This is a genomic window from Leptospira weilii (genome assembly GCF_006874765.1).
Lineage (GTDB): Bacteria > Spirochaetota > Leptospiria > Leptospirales > Leptospiraceae > Leptospira > Leptospira weilii.
Genome location: NZ_CP040842.1, coordinates 40,416 through 56,271, shown reverse-complemented (window position 1 = coordinate 56,271; position 15,856 = coordinate 40,416). Strand labels below are relative to the sequence as shown.

Annotated in this window: 23 protein-coding genes and 2 pseudogenes; 13 read left to right on the top strand and 12 right to left on the bottom strand. The window is 36.4% G+C overall.

Features of this window, described 5'->3' with window-relative positions; translation table 11 throughout:
* Positions 1–42: 42 nt before the first annotated feature.
* The 6 genes from FHG67_RS21315 to FHG67_RS22570 all read right to left on the bottom strand — a co-directional run bounded on the left by FHG67_RS21315 (position 43) and on the right by FHG67_RS22570 (position 3,025).
* Positions 43–879, bottom strand: coding sequence for a type I restriction enzyme HsdR N-terminal domain-containing protein (locus FHG67_RS21315; protein ID WP_004501641.1), 837 nt, complete (start codon positions 877–879; stop codon positions 43–45).
* A 7-nt stretch (positions 880–886) separates the two neighbouring features.
* Complete coding sequence (locus FHG67_RS21310) at positions 887–1,099, bottom strand: hypothetical protein (RefSeq protein ID WP_002634517.1); 213 nt, start codon at positions 1,097–1,099, stop codon at positions 887–889.
* A gap of 134 nt (positions 1,100–1,233) precedes the next feature.
* Entirely contained in the window at positions 1,234–1,596 is a 363-nt protein-coding gene (locus FHG67_RS21305; RefSeq protein WP_004502900.1) for a DUF5615 family PIN-like protein, read from the bottom strand.
* On the bottom strand, positions 1,586–1,810 hold the full coding sequence (locus tag FHG67_RS21300) for a DUF433 domain-containing protein (protein ID WP_000384931.1): 225 nt from the start codon (positions 1,808–1,810) through the stop codon (positions 1,586–1,588). Before FHG67_RS21300 ends, FHG67_RS21305 begins: the two co-directional genes overlap by 11 nt.
* 84 nt (positions 1,811–1,894) lie before the next feature.
* Positions 1,895–2,557: a hypothetical protein gene (locus FHG67_RS21295; protein WP_004499724.1), complete on the bottom strand. Its 663-nt coding sequence runs from the start codon at positions 2,555–2,557 to the stop codon at positions 1,895–1,897.
* A 105-nt stretch (positions 2,558–2,662) separates the two neighbouring features.
* Positions 2,663–3,025 (bottom strand): hypothetical protein, encoded by a 363-nt coding sequence (locus FHG67_RS22570; RefSeq protein WP_232423630.1) that lies wholly within the window; start codon positions 3,023–3,025, stop codon positions 2,663–2,665.
* A 55-nt stretch (positions 3,026–3,080) separates the two neighbouring features.
* On the opposite strand from FHG67_RS22570, the pseudogene FHG67_RS22985 reads away from it, so the two are divergent.
* The 5 genes and pseudogenes from FHG67_RS22985 to FHG67_RS22555 form a co-directional block, all read left to right on the top strand.
* Positions 3,081–3,173, top strand: a pseudogene (locus tag FHG67_RS22985) (LIC10906 family membrane protein); the annotation flags it as partial.
* A 6-nt stretch (positions 3,174–3,179) separates the two neighbouring features.
* A pseudogene (locus tag FHG67_RS22945) lies at positions 3,180–3,281 on the top strand (DUF2905 domain-containing protein); the annotation flags it as partial.
* Positions 3,282–3,286: 5 nt separating this feature from the next.
* Positions 3,287–3,580, top strand: coding sequence for a transposase (locus FHG67_RS22565; protein WP_239246844.1), 294 nt, complete (start codon positions 3,287–3,289; stop codon positions 3,578–3,580).
* Entirely contained in the window at positions 3,529–3,771 is a 243-nt protein-coding gene (locus tag FHG67_RS22560; protein ID WP_244947498.1) for a transposase, read from the top strand. Before FHG67_RS22565 ends, FHG67_RS22560 begins: the two co-directional genes overlap by 52 nt.
* Before the next feature lie 32 nt (positions 3,772–3,803).
* Entirely contained in the window at positions 3,804–4,028 is a 225-nt protein-coding gene (locus FHG67_RS22555) for a transposase (RefSeq protein WP_244947497.1), read from the top strand.
* Here the strand turns inward: FHG67_RS22555 and FHG67_RS21280 are convergent.
* Together FHG67_RS21280 and FHG67_RS21275 are read right to left on the bottom strand one after the other, a co-directional pair.
* Complete coding sequence (locus FHG67_RS21280) at positions 3,996–4,199, bottom strand: hypothetical protein (RefSeq protein ID WP_004497718.1); 204 nt, start codon at positions 4,197–4,199, stop codon at positions 3,996–3,998. The genes FHG67_RS22555 and FHG67_RS21280 overlap by 33 nt on opposite strands.
* Positions 4,192–4,530, bottom strand: a complete 339-nt coding sequence (locus tag FHG67_RS21275) for a hypothetical protein (protein ID WP_036075336.1) — start codon at positions 4,528–4,530, stop codon at positions 4,192–4,194. The genes FHG67_RS21280 and FHG67_RS21275 overlap by 8 nt, the downstream gene beginning before the upstream one ends.
* A 328-nt stretch (positions 4,531–4,858) precedes the next feature.
* Here FHG67_RS21275 and FHG67_RS21270 point away from each other — a divergent pair, with 328 nt between their 5' ends.
* The gene (locus tag FHG67_RS21270; RefSeq protein WP_232423619.1) at positions 4,859–5,476 is read left to right on the top strand and encodes a hypothetical protein; all 618 of its coding nucleotides are present in this window, start codon (positions 4,859–4,861) and stop codon (positions 5,474–5,476) included.
* A gap of 433 nt (positions 5,477–5,909) precedes the next feature.
* On the opposite strand, the gene FHG67_RS21960 is transcribed toward FHG67_RS21270, so the two are convergent.
* Complete coding sequence (locus tag FHG67_RS21960; protein ID WP_172616544.1) at positions 5,910–6,428, bottom strand: hypothetical protein; 519 nt, start codon at positions 6,426–6,428, stop codon at positions 5,910–5,912.
* Between the two features lie 455 nt (positions 6,429–6,883).
* Positions 6,884–7,834 carry an Rpn family recombination-promoting nuclease/putative transposase gene (locus FHG67_RS21265; RefSeq protein ID WP_004499342.1) on the bottom strand — a complete coding sequence of 317 codons (951 nt, stop codon included), beginning with the start codon at positions 7,832–7,834 and terminating at the stop codon, positions 6,884–6,886.
* A gap of 273 nt (positions 7,835–8,107) precedes the next feature.
* On the opposite strand from FHG67_RS21265, the gene FHG67_RS21260 reads away from it, so the two are divergent.
* Entirely contained in the window at positions 8,108–8,740 is a 633-nt protein-coding gene (locus FHG67_RS21260; protein ID WP_004497719.1) for an LBL_2463 family protein, read from the top strand.
* Between the two features lie 15 nt (positions 8,741–8,755).
* A complete protein-coding gene (locus FHG67_RS21255) occupies positions 8,756–9,658 on the top strand; it encodes an LIC10906 family membrane protein (RefSeq protein ID WP_004497724.1) in 903 nt (300 codons plus the stop codon).
* A 74-nt stretch (positions 9,659–9,732) separates the two neighbouring features.
* Here FHG67_RS21255 and FHG67_RS21250 read toward each other — a convergent pair whose 3' ends face one another.
* The gene (locus tag FHG67_RS21250; RefSeq protein WP_004501402.1) at positions 9,733–10,134 is read right to left on the bottom strand and encodes a helix-turn-helix domain-containing protein; all 402 of its coding nucleotides are present in this window, start codon (positions 10,132–10,134) and stop codon (positions 9,733–9,735) included.
* A gap of 92 nt (positions 10,135–10,226) precedes the next feature.
* Here FHG67_RS21250 and FHG67_RS22080 point away from each other — a divergent pair, with 92 nt between their 5' ends.
* The 4 genes from FHG67_RS22080 to FHG67_RS21235 all read left to right on the top strand — a co-directional run bounded on the left by FHG67_RS22080 (position 10,227) and on the right by FHG67_RS21235 (position 13,241).
* Positions 10,227–10,820: a hypothetical protein gene (locus FHG67_RS22080; protein ID WP_142499958.1), complete on the top strand. Its 594-nt coding sequence runs from the start codon at positions 10,227–10,229 to the stop codon at positions 10,818–10,820.
* A complete protein-coding gene (locus FHG67_RS22940) occupies positions 10,796–10,969 on the top strand; it encodes an LIMLP_19325 family protein (RefSeq protein ID WP_002556526.1) in 174 nt (57 codons plus the stop codon). Before FHG67_RS22080 ends, FHG67_RS22940 begins: the two co-directional genes overlap by 25 nt.
* Positions 10,970–10,994: 25 nt before the next feature.
* Positions 10,995–12,116, top strand: coding sequence for a helix-turn-helix domain-containing protein (locus FHG67_RS21240; protein ID WP_004497720.1), 1,122 nt, complete (start codon positions 10,995–10,997; stop codon positions 12,114–12,116).
* A 102-nt stretch (positions 12,117–12,218) separates the two neighbouring features.
* Positions 12,219–13,241 (top strand): LA_2444/LA_4059 family outer membrane protein, encoded by a 1,023-nt coding sequence (locus tag FHG67_RS21235; RefSeq protein ID WP_004497745.1) that lies wholly within the window; start codon positions 12,219–12,221, stop codon positions 13,239–13,241.
* 763 nt (positions 13,242–14,004) lie between these two features.
* Here FHG67_RS21235 and FHG67_RS21230 read toward each other — a convergent pair.
* Positions 14,005–15,090, bottom strand: coding sequence for an LIC10774 family surface protein (locus FHG67_RS21230; RefSeq protein WP_004497722.1), 1,086 nt, complete (start codon positions 15,088–15,090; stop codon positions 14,005–14,007).
* A 543-nt stretch (positions 15,091–15,633) separates the two neighbouring features.
* Between FHG67_RS21230 and FHG67_RS22550 the strand changes: the two genes are divergently transcribed.
* Positions 15,634–15,822, top strand: coding sequence for an LIMLP_19325 family protein (locus tag FHG67_RS22550; protein WP_142499957.1), 189 nt, complete (start codon positions 15,634–15,636; stop codon positions 15,820–15,822).
* Positions 15,823–15,856: the final 34 nt, after the last annotated feature.

Below are 15,856 nucleotides of genomic sequence, written 5' to 3'. Positions count from 1 at the left end.
CGATTTGCTCCAATTTCTTTGATAATCGTTTTTCAAAATTAATTAAGTCGAGGCTGGTTCGGGATCTGGGAGATCCTTTTCAAGTTGAGACTCATTATTTGTTGATGCAACGTTTTCTTTTTTCGGTACTGGAGAAGAACTTCTAAGATAGGTGTTGGCGGCCTTCTGTATTTTTTTCTTAGCGTCCAAAGCCTTATCCCCTTCCAATACATCTCTTTTGATGATATCGGATCTTAAAACTTCTTCGATTTCTTCATTCTCAATCTTAACGCCCGGAGTGAGTCGTTTTAACTCTCTCTTTATAACGTCCAAGATCGTTTCAGTCAATATCATCTGACCTACATAATATTTACTTAAGGCTTGCTTTTGAGAATGATACTCGTCAAGAAGGGATTTTCCAAGCGCCTCTTTACAAAGATAATAAATAGGTTCGATATGATTTTCGTTCTTCGGGTTGATATTAGAAAAATTAATCTCATATACAAGTTCCTTATCTATTGGCTTGGAAAACGTTATTCTATAGATTTGCCAATTCATTCCATTGGTTAGGATAACCCACTCTATGCCAGCGTTTGCACCGTAATCAACAGCCTGCTTAATGTGATCGTCTTTTAAATCCAAGCCAATGGCCTTAATCTCCATCAAGAGTTTAATCTTGCCATCGATCTTGATAGCCAAATCACAGAATGTTTTTTTGATCACATGTTCTGTTGTTATTTCTGAGTACTTGTCATAACCAAAAACTTCCGAGAGCATATCTGTAATCACGACTACAGTATCCGATTCATTTACATCCCTTGTTTTCGCCGAATTTAAGATTGGTTGAAATTTCTTTAAACCAGCAGAGATCCTTTCAAAAACTTTTATAGGTATTGCCATACGTTTTTTACTGCTCTGAATCCGCCAAGGCAACTATGGATTGAGCCCATTTAACATATTTTAAATTTGCTAAATCTCGAACTGTTTTTATGTTAAACGCTTTTTGGAGATATTCCGCATCGCCTTCGCTCAATCCCTGTAATGCCGATACTGGAGAATCTGCGATCTCCAAAAGCTTCTTTGTTTCGAATGGCTTATCTAAGGCTTTATTGATATTCATTTCACACCCTCGTCATATTATTTTGATTTTGGCAAAATAAAACGAATGTGTCATAGGAGTCAAATTATTTTAAAACAATTGTGTCATTATATTAAAGAGACATAATATAAATTACAATTGACGGGGTTGAATTGCTACAAATGTATTTCTCTGATTCTCACTTTCGAAATTGTTAAAACCGCAAATTTTCCGATAAGATCAGAACCGTGTTGATTGATAAGTTTTAAAAGTGTTTTAGTAATTTCTAAAAAATCTTTTGGATGATAACGCAATAGTATAATACCAAGTGGATTTGCATTATGAGCAAATACCCATTCACCAAAATCTTTGTCTAAGGTTAAGACTATTGAATTAAATTCTTTAGCAACATTAAGAACTTCTGAATCACTATAACCACGATAGTCTTCGATTACAGATTTAACATGATACCCTGAATTTCTCAGTTCTTGAATTATTCGAAAATCAACGTTTTCATCCGCAAGAATGTTAACTTGCAAGCAAACTTTCTCGTGATATAACTTCGCTAGAGTAAGATAGACATGCCAAAATATCATCTCTAACGATTCCAGGAGTTGCGGTTAGAATTTCTTCAATTGACAATCCCTCTCCTAATCTTTCGAGGATAAGTTCTACAGTAATCCGGGTTCCTTTTATAACCGGCTTCCCTAACATAACATTTGGATTGGCACTTAATCTATTTTTATAATCCATATATCGAAAATAGATTAAATTTGGTTTTTGTCAAGGATTCACTGAAGGCTATTTAAACTTTGAAATGAAATTTTCTTCAACTAATTAAACGCCTTGAAGGGAAAGGCTGTGTATCTTAGGTCGGGCTTCAGCCCACTCTTGTTGCCCCTCTAATCCATTTTTCAAAGCGTTGTTGGATTTAGTTAATTCCTTGATTTTCTTTTCTCTCTCTTCTAAAATACTCAGAATCTTTTTGATTAACTCATCTTTACGTTTTAACTCTTTGTCTTTTTCACTCGAAATTTTATCATGCTCATCTTTCGAAATATACTCCCCAACCGAAAGAGGATCCTGGATTTTTTTTCCAAGTTCAACCAGTTCCTCCCGGCTTGCGTTCTCAAAAGACTTTTGGACAAAGTTCAGACTCTCGGAATATTTTTCAGCGAGGAAACGCCTTACCTTTCCCCAGAGTTCTTCATTTACAGGCTCTTCAACGCAATCAAAAAGAGATTCGTAGCCTAATTTCTTGATCGAAGTGAAAAAATATTCGAACATAAGATTGATGATTCCTGCGACCGCTTCTTGGGGCGCATCGCTTTCGTAACCCTGGGAATATTCCAAACACGTTGCGTAGTATTTTATTGCACTTTCCTCGTAATAAACTTCCTCGACCACAATGTGAATCAAAGGGAAATATACTTTTTGGGAAGTTGGGTTATGTCTTGCAGATAGGCCGATTCTTAAATAATCTTGTATTCGACTTTTCATGCATTCCTCGTTCAATTTCTCTCTGTCTTGTATTTAAGACTGTATCTTTTTTTATTTATCTGTGAAGGTTCAAAAATACTCGTATCGCCTCAGTATTTTGCGTTCTTATAATTTTCCGTAAGTTTTAAAAAACGCATCTTCAAAAGCTCTATCCTGTACGATCAGATTAAAGCGTTCGAGCGCTTTCTTTTCCGAAAAATCCAGAGAGGAATCATTTGATGCTGTCCTTTTTTTTAAAGTCCCATTTTGGATGCGCTCAATAAATTTTGCACTTGCCCGCCTTGTTTCCTCGCTAATCAGTGTATCAAATTCATTTCGATTGTCGTTCATGCTGTCCGTTTCCTTTTGTTTACGTACGCCAAGCTCTTTAGCTATCCTATAACAACTATACCCACGTTCAAGGAGTCGAATGCCTTTCAATCTACGCTTTTCTAATTGTTTTAAATCTTTTTTATTTGTTATCTTCATGGGTTACAATTTTAGGCCACCTCTTTATTTGGGTACTATTTTTTACAGGGTGAGTAATACCTTTATACACGAACCTCTATTAGCTTATCATATATTAATCATTTACTCTATTATCTGGATGTGTGAAAGTATATTCAAACTCGTAAAATACTAAGAACCGGTCTCAAAACTCCTTGTACTTTGAGAGTGTAATACTATAATTGTGAAATGGACAAATATTATTCAGAGATTCCCGAGGGACTTTGGAAACAAATAGTCCCTTTGATCCCAAAAGAGAAGTCAAAGCCGAAAGGTGGTCGCAATCGCGTTCCAACAAGAGTCGTAATGGCAGGTATCATCTATCGAATGAAAACAGGCTGTCAGTGGCGTGCAATTCCGAATGACTTTGGATCGGGTCAAACTTGTCACAGAAGATTTCAAGAATGGGAACGAGCGGGAGTATTCAAAAAGATTTATAAATCTATTTTAAAATATTATGATGTGAAGAATAAGATAGCTTGGGATTGGGCTTCGATGGATTCCACAATGGTCAAGGCTCCCAAAGGGGGAGTTTAACCGGGAAAAATCCTACAGACCGTGCCAAATTGGGAGTTAAACGGCATATTCTTACGGATGGAAACGGAATTCCATTGGCAATTACGTTGAGTGGAGCGAACGTTCATGATAAACGCAATGTAAAAGATACATTGAATTCCATCTTGGTTTTTTCCGGAAGAAAAAGAAAAAAACAAAACACCTTTGTTTAGATAAAGGTTATGACTTCAAAGATATAGAAGCATTGATCAAAAGAAGAAACATTCGACCTCATATTCGGAAAAAAGGTGAAAAACCTCTCATTGGTAAATACAAAGGAAAACCTAAACGTTGGGTCATTGAAAGAACAAATAGTTGGCATAATCGATTCAGAGCTATTTTGATTCTCTGGGAAAGAAAAGCAGAAAACTATCTGGCTTCTCTTTATCTTGCAAGCTCAATCATTGTTTTTAACTTTTTTAATAGGTAGTTTTGAGACCGGTTCTAAGTCTATATCTCCGGAACGATAGGCACCTCGTGAATAGATCGAGACGACGGCACCTCCTACTAAAACGGACTGAATACCTTTGTTAGCCAAATGCCATCCCACAAATTTCCAAAGCCCTTCTTCGTCTGCGTTAACCCAGTCAGGTTCATCCATAAACCGGTTTCCCCTTTTGTCTTGGCCTTCTTCTAGTAGAAAAGATTAATTCTTTCTCTTCAATGGATAATGAATTGTAAAAAATAGCCAGAATGCCTTTGATCGGTTTCACAAAGGGAGACTTTGGATTAAATGCAAAAACTCTTGATCGACCAATGTTTCTTGCGACAATAATTCCCGTTTTCTCAAAGCGCTCAAGCTGAAGTCTAATCGGGGTGACTGCCGTTCCATAATCAGCCGCGATTGCCGATGAGTGAATCTCGTTATAATGATACAGGTGTAATAAAACTCTTGAGGCTGTTCTATTTCCAAAGATTCCGTCGAGGATCATTTTTGAAGCGTAATGTATTCCCTTTTTATTATCAACTATAATATAGTCTATATAGACTAATTTTTAGTCAATGAAAAGTAGGGCTACTGCCCTCAATAATAGCCGATTTCAAATTGTGCAAGGGGAGGATTCAATTGAACAGTATACAAATTAAATATACTTTACAAATATTTGCTTAACTTCCCATAATGTGAATTTGGTCGCATTATGAACATTTGTTCATTTCTTCCAAATGAGGATTGTATATTTTAGCTACGTCAATTTTACTCCTAGTGATAATCTACAATTTCAACCTCTTCGATATAACAAATGCGAAAACGATTGTGGATTGATATGGGTAGTATCTCTGTGGCAGGAGAGGGTTACAGTGAGTAAACAAGAATCGGACTACTATATTTTTAGAAGTGCTCTTACAGAGAATTGTGCTCGTCTTACTACAAGACCTTGGTCGGAACTTCCACGCAGATATCGGACCTGGATGTCGGGTGAACGCATTCCCATCGAAATTCCTCAGCCATTGAAGCACGAGATCGAGCCCGAAGACGAAGGGGAGATGATTCCTTATTTCTCCGCAGGTATTCCCCTCATGTCTCATGTCCTTATCGAAACACTCCGCGGAACTGGCGTGGACAATCTGGATCTTTACCGAGCTGTGATCAGCGAAACGCAAACCGGACGGAAATATGAGAATTATTCGGCTGTAAACATTATAGGGTTGGTCTCCTCCGTATCCGTCAGCAAGCCGCTCCTTGGAGATATACCGATAAACGTTAGCTGGTTCGACAACGGATTAGTGATCGCGCCCGAACAAACCCATGGGTTATTGTTATTTCGACTTACCGAAAGTGTGGATCTCGTCATAATTCATCGTAGCGTTAAGGAGGCATTGGAGAAAACAGGACTCCCACGACTTAGTTTTGTAAACGCAACTGACCATCGCGGTTGAGAATTCAATGCCGTCAACTTAAGAAACACAACTGTAGCCAAGATCAATTTGCTGAGTTTTTAAAGTGTGTCGGAACTCATTTTAGTGGATGGTTGACCTTGTATGTTGTAACCCTTTTCTTGTCTGGAAATTTGGTTCAATATGTGATCTGGCGCTTTTTTGTAGAAGGGCTTTCTCTTTTTTTCCTCCTTACGCCGAACTCACGTTAAATAATACGCATAACTCCCTTTAGTACTATTAATAATATTCGAATTTTTGTATGCTTTCTCGGTAAGTTTTTCGAGTTCTTCCTCACTCTTTGTAGGGTATCCTATATTTGATAAATTGCTCATATTATTCCTGCAATCAAATTTGCCAAAATTGCACCTAACGCAATAGGTTCTCCGACGTTCGCCGGAGGCGAATGTATCCGAGTAGCGGCGCCGTGCTTGCGCTATTTCGTAGTGAAGAACTTTGGAAAGTTAGCCTCACTCGGGAGTTTCCAAGTGTTGCGAGCCTTAAGATAGAAAGGGAACGTGGCCTTCCAGTTCGTCCATTGCTCGTTCATTTCGCATCCGGTTCCCTTTGATACATCCTTACGCAGGCGGGCTTTGCTGGTAAGCAAGTTGATATCGATGTCCGTTGCATGGCATTCATCGACCGCAGAGAAGCCGCCGACTGTATAACCGATAAGTTCGTAGCGTCCCCGGCGAAACTGAATAGTGAAGGTTTCATACCAGCGATCGGCAGCGCCGCCGTAGTTGGAAACCGTTAGGACTCCACTCTTGATCTGCGGTGGATTGTAAGGATCACCTAACATCCCTCCGCATTGCGCGCAAAAGGCAATCTCCTCGACACTCAACGCCAAGCGATAATAATGGTCGTAAGTTTGTTCGAGAACGAGCAAGGTGCGGCGCTCACCATCTGGAGAATCTACGACGAGGACTAAGTCTGAAAAGGTATCCAAATTCATGTCGCCCGCAATCGCTTCCTTAAGCTTCCAATTGGGCGCGACAAAATCCTCAGCGCGCTGGCCAACAGCGGTCTTTGGTTGGGCCAGAAGCGCTAAAAGTTAGTATTGCGATGAAAACTTTAGCAAACATGCCGCATAAATACCTAATAACAACTAAATATACGAATGTCATAAAGACACATTATTCAATCAACCCAAACTTAACAAGAAAAACCCATCAGAATAAGAAACTCCCCATAATGTAGTTTTGGTTATGTTACTCATCTCTATATAACAGAGTGTCTAAAATTCTGACTCTAAACGTGGGATTTGTGCTCAAACTAAAGGCACTTTATTTTGGATCAGTAGTAAACATTTGTTCACTTTAAAAAAGGAAATAATTTATTTTTACTTTTTCATTTTGTGCAACTTAGAATTTTTTTTGTTTTTCTCAACAGAATGGGAAGAATTCGATTTTAGAGAAATCCATTTTCCTTGAGGGTCTTTTCGGTAAGTCCTGTAATTTCTAAAACGGTCTTTAAATCAATCCCTTTCTTTAGCATCTTACCGGCATCTTCCAGTTTCCCTTTTTCAATACCCTTCTCGATACCTTTTTCAATACCCTTCTCGATACCTTGGCGCATCCCTTCCGAAATGAGTCTTTCCGCGGTTGTCATCGTCAATTCCTCATATTGTTCCAATTTAGATCGTTGAAGGACTCCCTTCAATTCCGATGGCTTCAAATCTCGAACCCAGTAAATATACAATAACAGTTTCCGTAAGATTGCAACCCTTTTCGATTCTTCCTCGATTCCAAGTAATAGGGAAAATAACCCCGGTAAGTGAGAAATAAATTCCAAATCTCCTTCCCGGATTCTTTGAACCACTCCCAGAGTCACTTGAAAAGTGATACTTTCCAATTTCTCCTTCAATTCTATCCCTTTCAAATCGAACAAGTCGATCCTAAAATCCGGGATAAAGTCCTTGAGAATTTCCGTTTCTTGTTTCGTTAAAACGAATTGTTCCAAAAATCGATCTCCCAATTTCCACTCTTTTTCTCCGTGATAGAATACGAACGGGATTACGACCGATAACTTCTCTTCATTCCTTTGTTGGTTTCGATAGATTTCTGTGAGATATCCGAGTAGTTGGATGTAGATGCTGTTTTCTAAATAACTTTTGTGTTCGAAGAGTAAATACACATTGGTCCGATTTCCGGACTTGAGCGGGATTTGGAACAGTAGGTCGGTTTGTTCTTGTTTTAATTCTTCGCTTACAAAACTCGATTCGGACAATTCTAAGTTTTCCAAGTCGAGTAGTTCTACCACTTCCCGCGGGAGTGTGTTTTTGAAGAAAGTGGCTGCCTCTTTTTTGTCCTGAAATGTTTCTCGGATCAATCGATCGTGCGGATTGTTCACTTCGGTCATCCGATATCTTTGGGATATCGTTTGGGCAGGTCAATTGCATTTAGGAATGTGCTTCACGCTCAAGACTTAAGCTTTCCAGTATTATATATTTCGATTATATTCCCGCCTTCGATTCCTTTATATCATTTCGATTCCCCTATTCTTCCGTAAAAAGCGGATTTCGAAATTTTTTAAAAATCTATTTTAAAATTAGCCGAATCCAAAATGACACATTATTGAACGAAAAAAGATTAAATGATTGTAATTTTATTATAATGTGACATAATTATGATTATGTCACAAATAACTACAAAAACATACCCTCGTGCAAAAGAAAAAATTGAAGTTAAGACGATTGTAGGATTAGAGTCACCGGAAGAGCTAAAAAAAGTAAAAGAATTTGTATCCAAAGTATATGCTGAATCTGGATATTCACATTCTTCTTGGAAAAACATTAATTATGACCCTTGGTCAACTTGGTTTTATGCAGAGGACGAGAATACTGACAAAATCCTAGCCGCTATGCGGATAATTGAAAAAAGGCCGGATAATGTTATCCCTTTGGAAGTTGCTGTCGTTTGGGGACAACCGCTTCTCAAACAATATAAAGTTATAGAAGATAACGTAGCAGATTGGAATTCAGTCTCATTTCTACCAACGAGCAAAAGCGGAAGAGCTTGCGCCATTCTTTTCAAATCAGTCGCGAAACATTGCTTGGAGAAGAATTATTCCATAGTCTATGGAATGTACAACCCGGAATCAAAAGGAATTGAAAGAATCTATTTTAGAGCAGGAGTTACACACTCCCAAAAATATCCTGATTTAATGTATTTTCCTGGCTTTTATCTCAAAGGAGAATTTTGTCAATTTAGAATTATTGAAATCAAAAAAGAATCTTTACAAGAAATTGCTTCAAATTTAAGTTAAATATGAGCAATTTTTATGAATTCTATAATTTTTTATAATATAATAATTGGCTTTTTTCTTTTATTTCTTGGATGGTATGTAAATCGAATTCCCAGTCAAAAAATTGTACAAAAATACTTTTTTAGGTTATGTGTCTCTCTTGCTATTTGGAGACTTTGTTTTGGATTTCGTTACCTTATCCCTTTTGAATTCCGAGAAATTGTGTTGAATTGGATGTTGATTCCTATTTTATTCGTCCCTTATTTATTTTATTCACTTGTAAGATCCTTATTCGGAAACAATACCGTTTCTGGTCGTTGGACTTTTTTCATCAATTCAATGATACTTTGTTATCTAATTTTTACGGCTGCCACGGGTTTAGTTGCCAAAATCCAAGACCACTCAACATTTACTTATCAACCTACTTATAATTATCATCTAATCATCGCCTACTGTGTAATTTACATTTCCTTTTCTTTTACTATATTAGTAAAAACTGCTTTTCAAAGCCGTGGGGATCTCAGAGTCAGAGCCTTTCTTCTATCTTTAGGAACTTTTATAGCATTTACTGTTACTATTTTTTGTGTTTATATTCTTCCCTTTTATGGACATTTCTATTCATCAGAAGCAGTGCTGGGACTTTTCCCATCATCTATTTTCTGGGCAGTTGCAATCTTACACTACGATGCTTTTGAAATTAGAGAAAATATTTTAAAAGGCGAGCGTTTACCGTTACTCAATCGAATTTTTTCCTTTCCGGTTCTTGGATTATATAATCTTCTCGATTCGCCAGAATATGGATTTAAGCTTTTAAACAGTAAATCTATGCTGACCCTTGATATTTTAATAGAAGACCATAAGCTCCGAAAATCTACGAATTTAGATATAGTGGATATATCTGGAATCCTTGCAAATCGATATAAAAAACGAATTCGTTAGATTTTACGAATTTACTTAAACTTTATAAAGTCGGTTGAAAAGAAACGATAGTTTTGACGAACATGAATTAAAATTTATTCTTCTTTTTTCTTCAATCTTTTTACCATATCCTCAATGACAGCTCTATCTTCGGAGCTTAAAGTTAAAAAGTCCTCAATCAGCTTTTTAACTCCAGGTATTCGTTCTATTTTTCGTTGTAATTGTATATCGGAATTTAATGCCGTAATTTCCTGAGAATTTCTTTTTTGGTCCTTTTTAGATCCATTTCCAGTTAAAATCCATTCTTTTCGAAATCCAAATTTATATTCGATTACCATTGCAACAGGTTCTGAAACCTCCCTTTCTCCAGCAATAATATTGGAAACTTGCTGCTTGGAAATACCCGCCTCTTCTCCAAACCGACTCTGAGTCATTCCCGTTTCAGAAATGATATAAGCAAGTCTTCCGGATTGTGTCTTTAAATTAAAAGTATTCATTGGGTATTTTTATTATTGACAAAGTATTCATTGAGTACAATGTATTTTCCATCAAAACGTGGCTAAAATCCTAAATTGAAAGGAAATGTAAAATGATCGATCCAAAATTTCGAGAATTGATTGCCCAACTCTCCGTTGTATTATCGCCACATTTCTATAATAAAGACAGATCTTTTGAAGCCTTTTGGATATTTAACTGGTTGAAAAAGAATTTTTGGAAAAGACTCAAACTATTATATCGAATTTGCATCCCTATTCACAAAAGAAATGAACAAAATAATTATGAAAGTACCATTATTCCAATCCGATTTTTTCTATTATGGATTTCTACTATTCTTTGGGATATTCCGTTATACGAATTAGATATAAGTATTAGAGTAAGATTCATTTTCATAACCTACAGCATTCTTCTTATACCACTTCTACTAAAGTCAGCCCTTTTCACGACGCCAAGGATAGAAGAAATATTAAATTCAATTATAGCTAATGACTATTATAAAGTATTCCATTGGCGAATACAAAACCTTGTAGCCTACCATGGAGTTCCTTTTCACCAAGTATCCTATCATTTGAATCAACATAAAAGAATTATGGCCTTTATTTCTCAATTAAACATACAAATTATCGGAATCCAAAATAAAACGCAAACTAGGACTAAACCATGGTTTTCAATTATTTCCAAATAAATCCCTTAGAAATCTCCAATTCCGATTTAGACAAGTATGAGAAATACTTAGGCAAATCATTAAACGACGAAGACAGAGAAGCAATCTTGAAATTCACAAGTTTTCGTAGGATTTTAACGATCAGAAAAAAACTAAAATTAAACCTGTAGGATATTTTCTCTTCCATACCCTTATATGAATACTGTCGGAATTTTCAATTATACGAATTTTATAGAATTAGGTATCACCTACTTCCATTCCTTCAGTGTGGTTATCGGTATAATTTTAGGATTTGCGAAACTTTTTTCAAAGGATCATTTTAAAAAATCTTATGGAACGGTTCTTTGTTCGTTTGCGTTCTTTCTGATTTTAAACAATGGAATTCTGTTCGGCCAAGGAAACTTGCGAACTGAAAACAAAATTACATTCGGATCTTATTACGGCTTAGTTCTCTATTCCATTTCGGCCGTTTTCGTTTGTTTTAGCTATGTATTAGAGACTTTAGATCATCCGTGGAATTACTGCAAACGACTCTTAGGTATGATTCCCGTTGCCATTCTATTTTCGTATTTGATTCCGGAACTTTATTTTGTTTCCTTCATAGACATTCTAGGGTTCGGGATTTCCGTATTTACGACTGCCTGGTCTTTTAGAAATATTTTAATTTCTAAAAAACCTATCGTTTACTTCAACCTACCTTTGATTTCACTTCTGATTTCTATCTGTTTCGGATTGGATTTATTTGGTACGATACTGGATAGAAAAGTCTTCTTTTTTATTGCGGAATTGCTAGCCGGATCGGTGCTGTGCTACATCTTTATTTTAGAACGGGCCTGTCCCCTTTTGTTTGATAGATCTACGACTACAAACACAGTTTCAGAACCAAAAGAACCTCCTATTTCTGAAGAAATCCAAGAAGAAATAAAATTTCAAGGTCGCAACTTGTTAGAAGGTGTCGATTTAAAGACCGTTGAAATCAAACTGAATCATTTTTTAGAAGCGAAAAGATTTAAAGACGAAGAACTTAGACTTCCCGACTTTGCTGCGGACTTAGGCCTTTCCACTCATCAAGCTTCTTACTACTTAAACAATTATCTGAGTAAGAGATACACGGACTTTCTGAATTTTCACAGAATAAACGAAGTTATGATTATGATGAAAGAAAGATCTAATTTCAATCTTTTAAATATCGCTCTTGAATGCGGTTTTAATTCTCCATCTTCTTTTCACAGGGCTTGTATTAGGTTTACCGGGAAATCTCCTCGTGATCTTAAAAAGGAACTTCAGTTAAATTCTAACAAAGACGTAGATTCTTAATAATCAAAATACAAATTCTCATTCGAATTTCTCAATTTTTACACGTTATCCTTCTTATTTGAAAACTTACGAATTTATACAATATCAAAGCAGGTAAAATCAATGAAACGATCCATCTTTATTTTAATTTTTTTGTTCGCTACTGAAATTTATTCAGACAATGCTGATAATTTAAATTACGAAACCGAATCGAAAAATAATTCAAATAAGCACTCATTTGAATTGTTCCTTAGGTTGAATCGAGCTTCTTGGGTTCCCGAATCGATCCGAAGAACCTCAGATGCGAATTCCTCCCTGGGGAATTCTGCAAATAACGGCATTTTCACTAGTTATGATCCTCCGAGTAGAGACAAAAAGTTTGAAAACCCTGATTTTAAAAGTTTTGGTTTCGTGTATAAGAATTTTGTTCATAAGTTTTCGTTTGATTATAACCATCTGTCTCTTTCTCAACACTTTAAGGTCAATTTCAAATATGCAGGAGTTTATAGTTCGACAGGCGAAGAATATTCTTATATTGGTTCCGGATTTTTATATAACATCCACCCTTTTCGAACGGAAAATAAATTCGCACTTACTAAAGAAATTTTTAACAAGGATCGTTTTTTACTGAGTCTTGGCGGCGGCGTTAGATTCTTATCCATTACAAGTAAACGGAATTATCCGGATTTTATTCCGGAATACCTTCAACTTGCTTCGTTTGTTTCCAGTTATTCCGATATCACTAAAACGTACGGGCCTCAAGTTAGTCTGAGATCCGAATTACAATTGTTTAGAGGTCTTTCCTTGAGAACAAATCTGGATGTTTTCTTTTTGCAGGGTATTTCTAAATCTAATTTTGTAAGTTTGAATACGTATGATTTTTTTACTTCAAACGCTTCCAATAGGATTCAATTTCATGGTTTTGATCTTACTTCAGAATTGTCCTTTTACCTTTTTAGAAATCTCAGATTATTTTTCGGTTATGAATTGATCTTATCTAGGGCGAAATATTTACAATACAACGAATTGAATAATTCTTTCAATTTTCGGTCTATCATTTCTTCCGATTTAATCAAATACGAATATACTCAAGAAAAGCTAGATTCTTTGAGTCTATTTTACATTGGTGCGGGTTTTATCTTTTAAGATTGTTAGATTTTAATGAAGTTTCGATTTTGCTTCTCTCATCCTTATAATCCCCTTCTATCTTTTTTAGTTCGAAAGGTGTTTTTTGTTTTTAAGTTTTTTCTTCCGTGCGTAATTTAGGACATTCCTTTTCAGATTTCAGGGAGAAGGCGCATGGGAAGGTCTTTCTCCACCTCCCCTTCCATCTTTTTCCCCATCTCTGCTTTAATCTGATTTTGTTCTTTTTATTTCTCTAATTTCTTAAACAAAAAACCCGGCTATTATTACACCGGGCAAATTCTTTGATTTTTGGGTTGTACTCATAATCTCTAATACACTCTTAAGGACCAAATTTCAAAGGGCTTACATTGAGTCTAAGACTTTGCTTTGAAATTCGGATCATCCGCCTTTTCCAAGTCCTCATACAGAACTTCCACCTTTATTAATTCGTCCATCAATGTGTGTAATATACACATTTGATTTCAGGGCACCAAGTTGCGTCTACATACATTTTTTGGCCGCCATTGCTCTTAACGCTTCGCTTACTCATTTCTACATAATAGTGTGTCTAAAATTCTGCGTCCAAACGCGGGATTTATGCTCAAATGAACGGTATTCTATTTTATAAGGATCAGTAAGAGCAAGAAATAAAACGCGATAAGGCTTCGTAAGAAAAAGAAAGAATTCTTACGAAGAAAAAAGACCCGAAAGATCCTTTTAAACAATAGTCACATTAAGAACACTCTCACCGCTTTCGTGCAATTGAAAGCGGTGAGAACGAGAATTACGGATTACAATTTGCCGGTGCGAGGCTCATTCCTGTAGTGAAAATGGTTGAATTCATTTGATCCCAAATATCTCCAAACCCATCAGTTACAACGGAAGGCGGAATATGATCCCATTGATTGCTTTTCGCATACAAGTTAATCATATTTAACCCCGGCATGCTTATATCATATCGTGTATTACACGAAAGTATATTGTGTCCCTTGCTTCCAGTGCTACCTCCGCCTAAGTCCATGTTGTTATTGAAATTTGAATTTGCAGTGATGAAAACCCCGAAATTATTCCGAGTAATTGAGTTGTATTCTACTTTGCTTATCGTATTTGTAGTTCCATTATACAGCCCGATATAATTCAGAAAGATTGAATTCCCTGAAATTATATTCCCGCTTCCCGATTGATTCGAAGGCACGATAAAAATTCCTGTTCCGCCTGGGGTGCCGGTTAAAGTGTTATTCCGAACCGTGATCCCCGTAGTAAGGCCAGTGTTCGCTCCTTGAATGTAAACGGCTGTAGTTGTAGTAGTAAAATCCAAAGGTCTTGGGTTAGTAATCGTAAATCCGGCAACAGTGCTGTTGTTTGCCAAAACAAGAGTATCGAAATTGCTGACTCCCGGTGAAATTGGTCCCACTCCATAAATCAAAGTCGGTCCTTTGTTCGGGGTTACTCCCGCGCCTGTATATCCGGAATTTCCATCTTTACTATCCGTACCTTTCCCTAATTCATTTCCGATTAAAGATACTCCCGCGGGGATCTTTATCGGGAAAATTTCGCCCAAGGCTTCGTTATAAGTTCCGGGAGCTACGTAAATCGTTGTTCCTGGTTGCGATACTGCATACGTAATCGTTCTGTAAGGTGCCAAGGAGGTTCCTGGATTGGAATTATTTCCAGCAAGTGCGTCTACGTAATGGGGGCCTGTGGCTACCGATTGTGAGAAAGTTTTTTGAGGATTCGTCACAATTTCTAAAAGAGAACTGCTCGTGATCCCAGAAAGAATTTGGGATGATTTTTCGTTTCCGTCTTGTCCCCCTGCGCATCCTGCAAATAGCAGGATTGTCATATACCATATAGAAAAAATTTGTTTCATCATATTGTCCTTATGATTCTTATTCGTATCGAATATGAATCATTGAACCTTTGCAACAGGTGAATGAATTTTAATTTGAACGGAAAAAATTTATACAATACTATTTTGATATCAAATTAAATGGTTCGTTTGATTTGAGGGACTAAATAAAATATTATTTAATAAATTAATAGGACATGATTCAAAAAGTATGTGAATTTATTTCGATGAAAATTTTGAGGGTGTCATTCTTGTGTCAATGTCAGCAATCCCATGTAAATGACTTGAACTTTCCTCGAAAGAAGGGCACTCGGCTTTAGGCTATCTTACACCTGTCGAGTTTCGAGAAAGAATCACTACATAGCCATGTCCGTTTTTCGGGGGAAGTGCAGTATATGATTTGGCGCTTTTCTGTACAAAATCTTTCTCTTTTTTCCTCCTTACGCAGAACTCACATTATTTATGATCCACCGAGTAGAGACAAAAAGTTTGAAAAACCGGATTTTAAAAGTTTTGGTTTGGTTTTGTGTATAAGAACTCCATTTTCCTTTGTAAGGACTAATCATGATAATTAACTATTTTAAAATAGAACCGTCGAACATCAACAAATCGAAGTTATACGAATATGAAAAATACATAGGTTTACCTTTATACAATGAAGCAATTCTGAAATACAACGGTTTTCAAAAAGCTTTAGCCATCAGAAAAAAATTAAAACCCAATTCATTAGAAAACATTTCTTCAAACGATTGATTGAACAACGAATAAAATCTAATAAGAGAATACT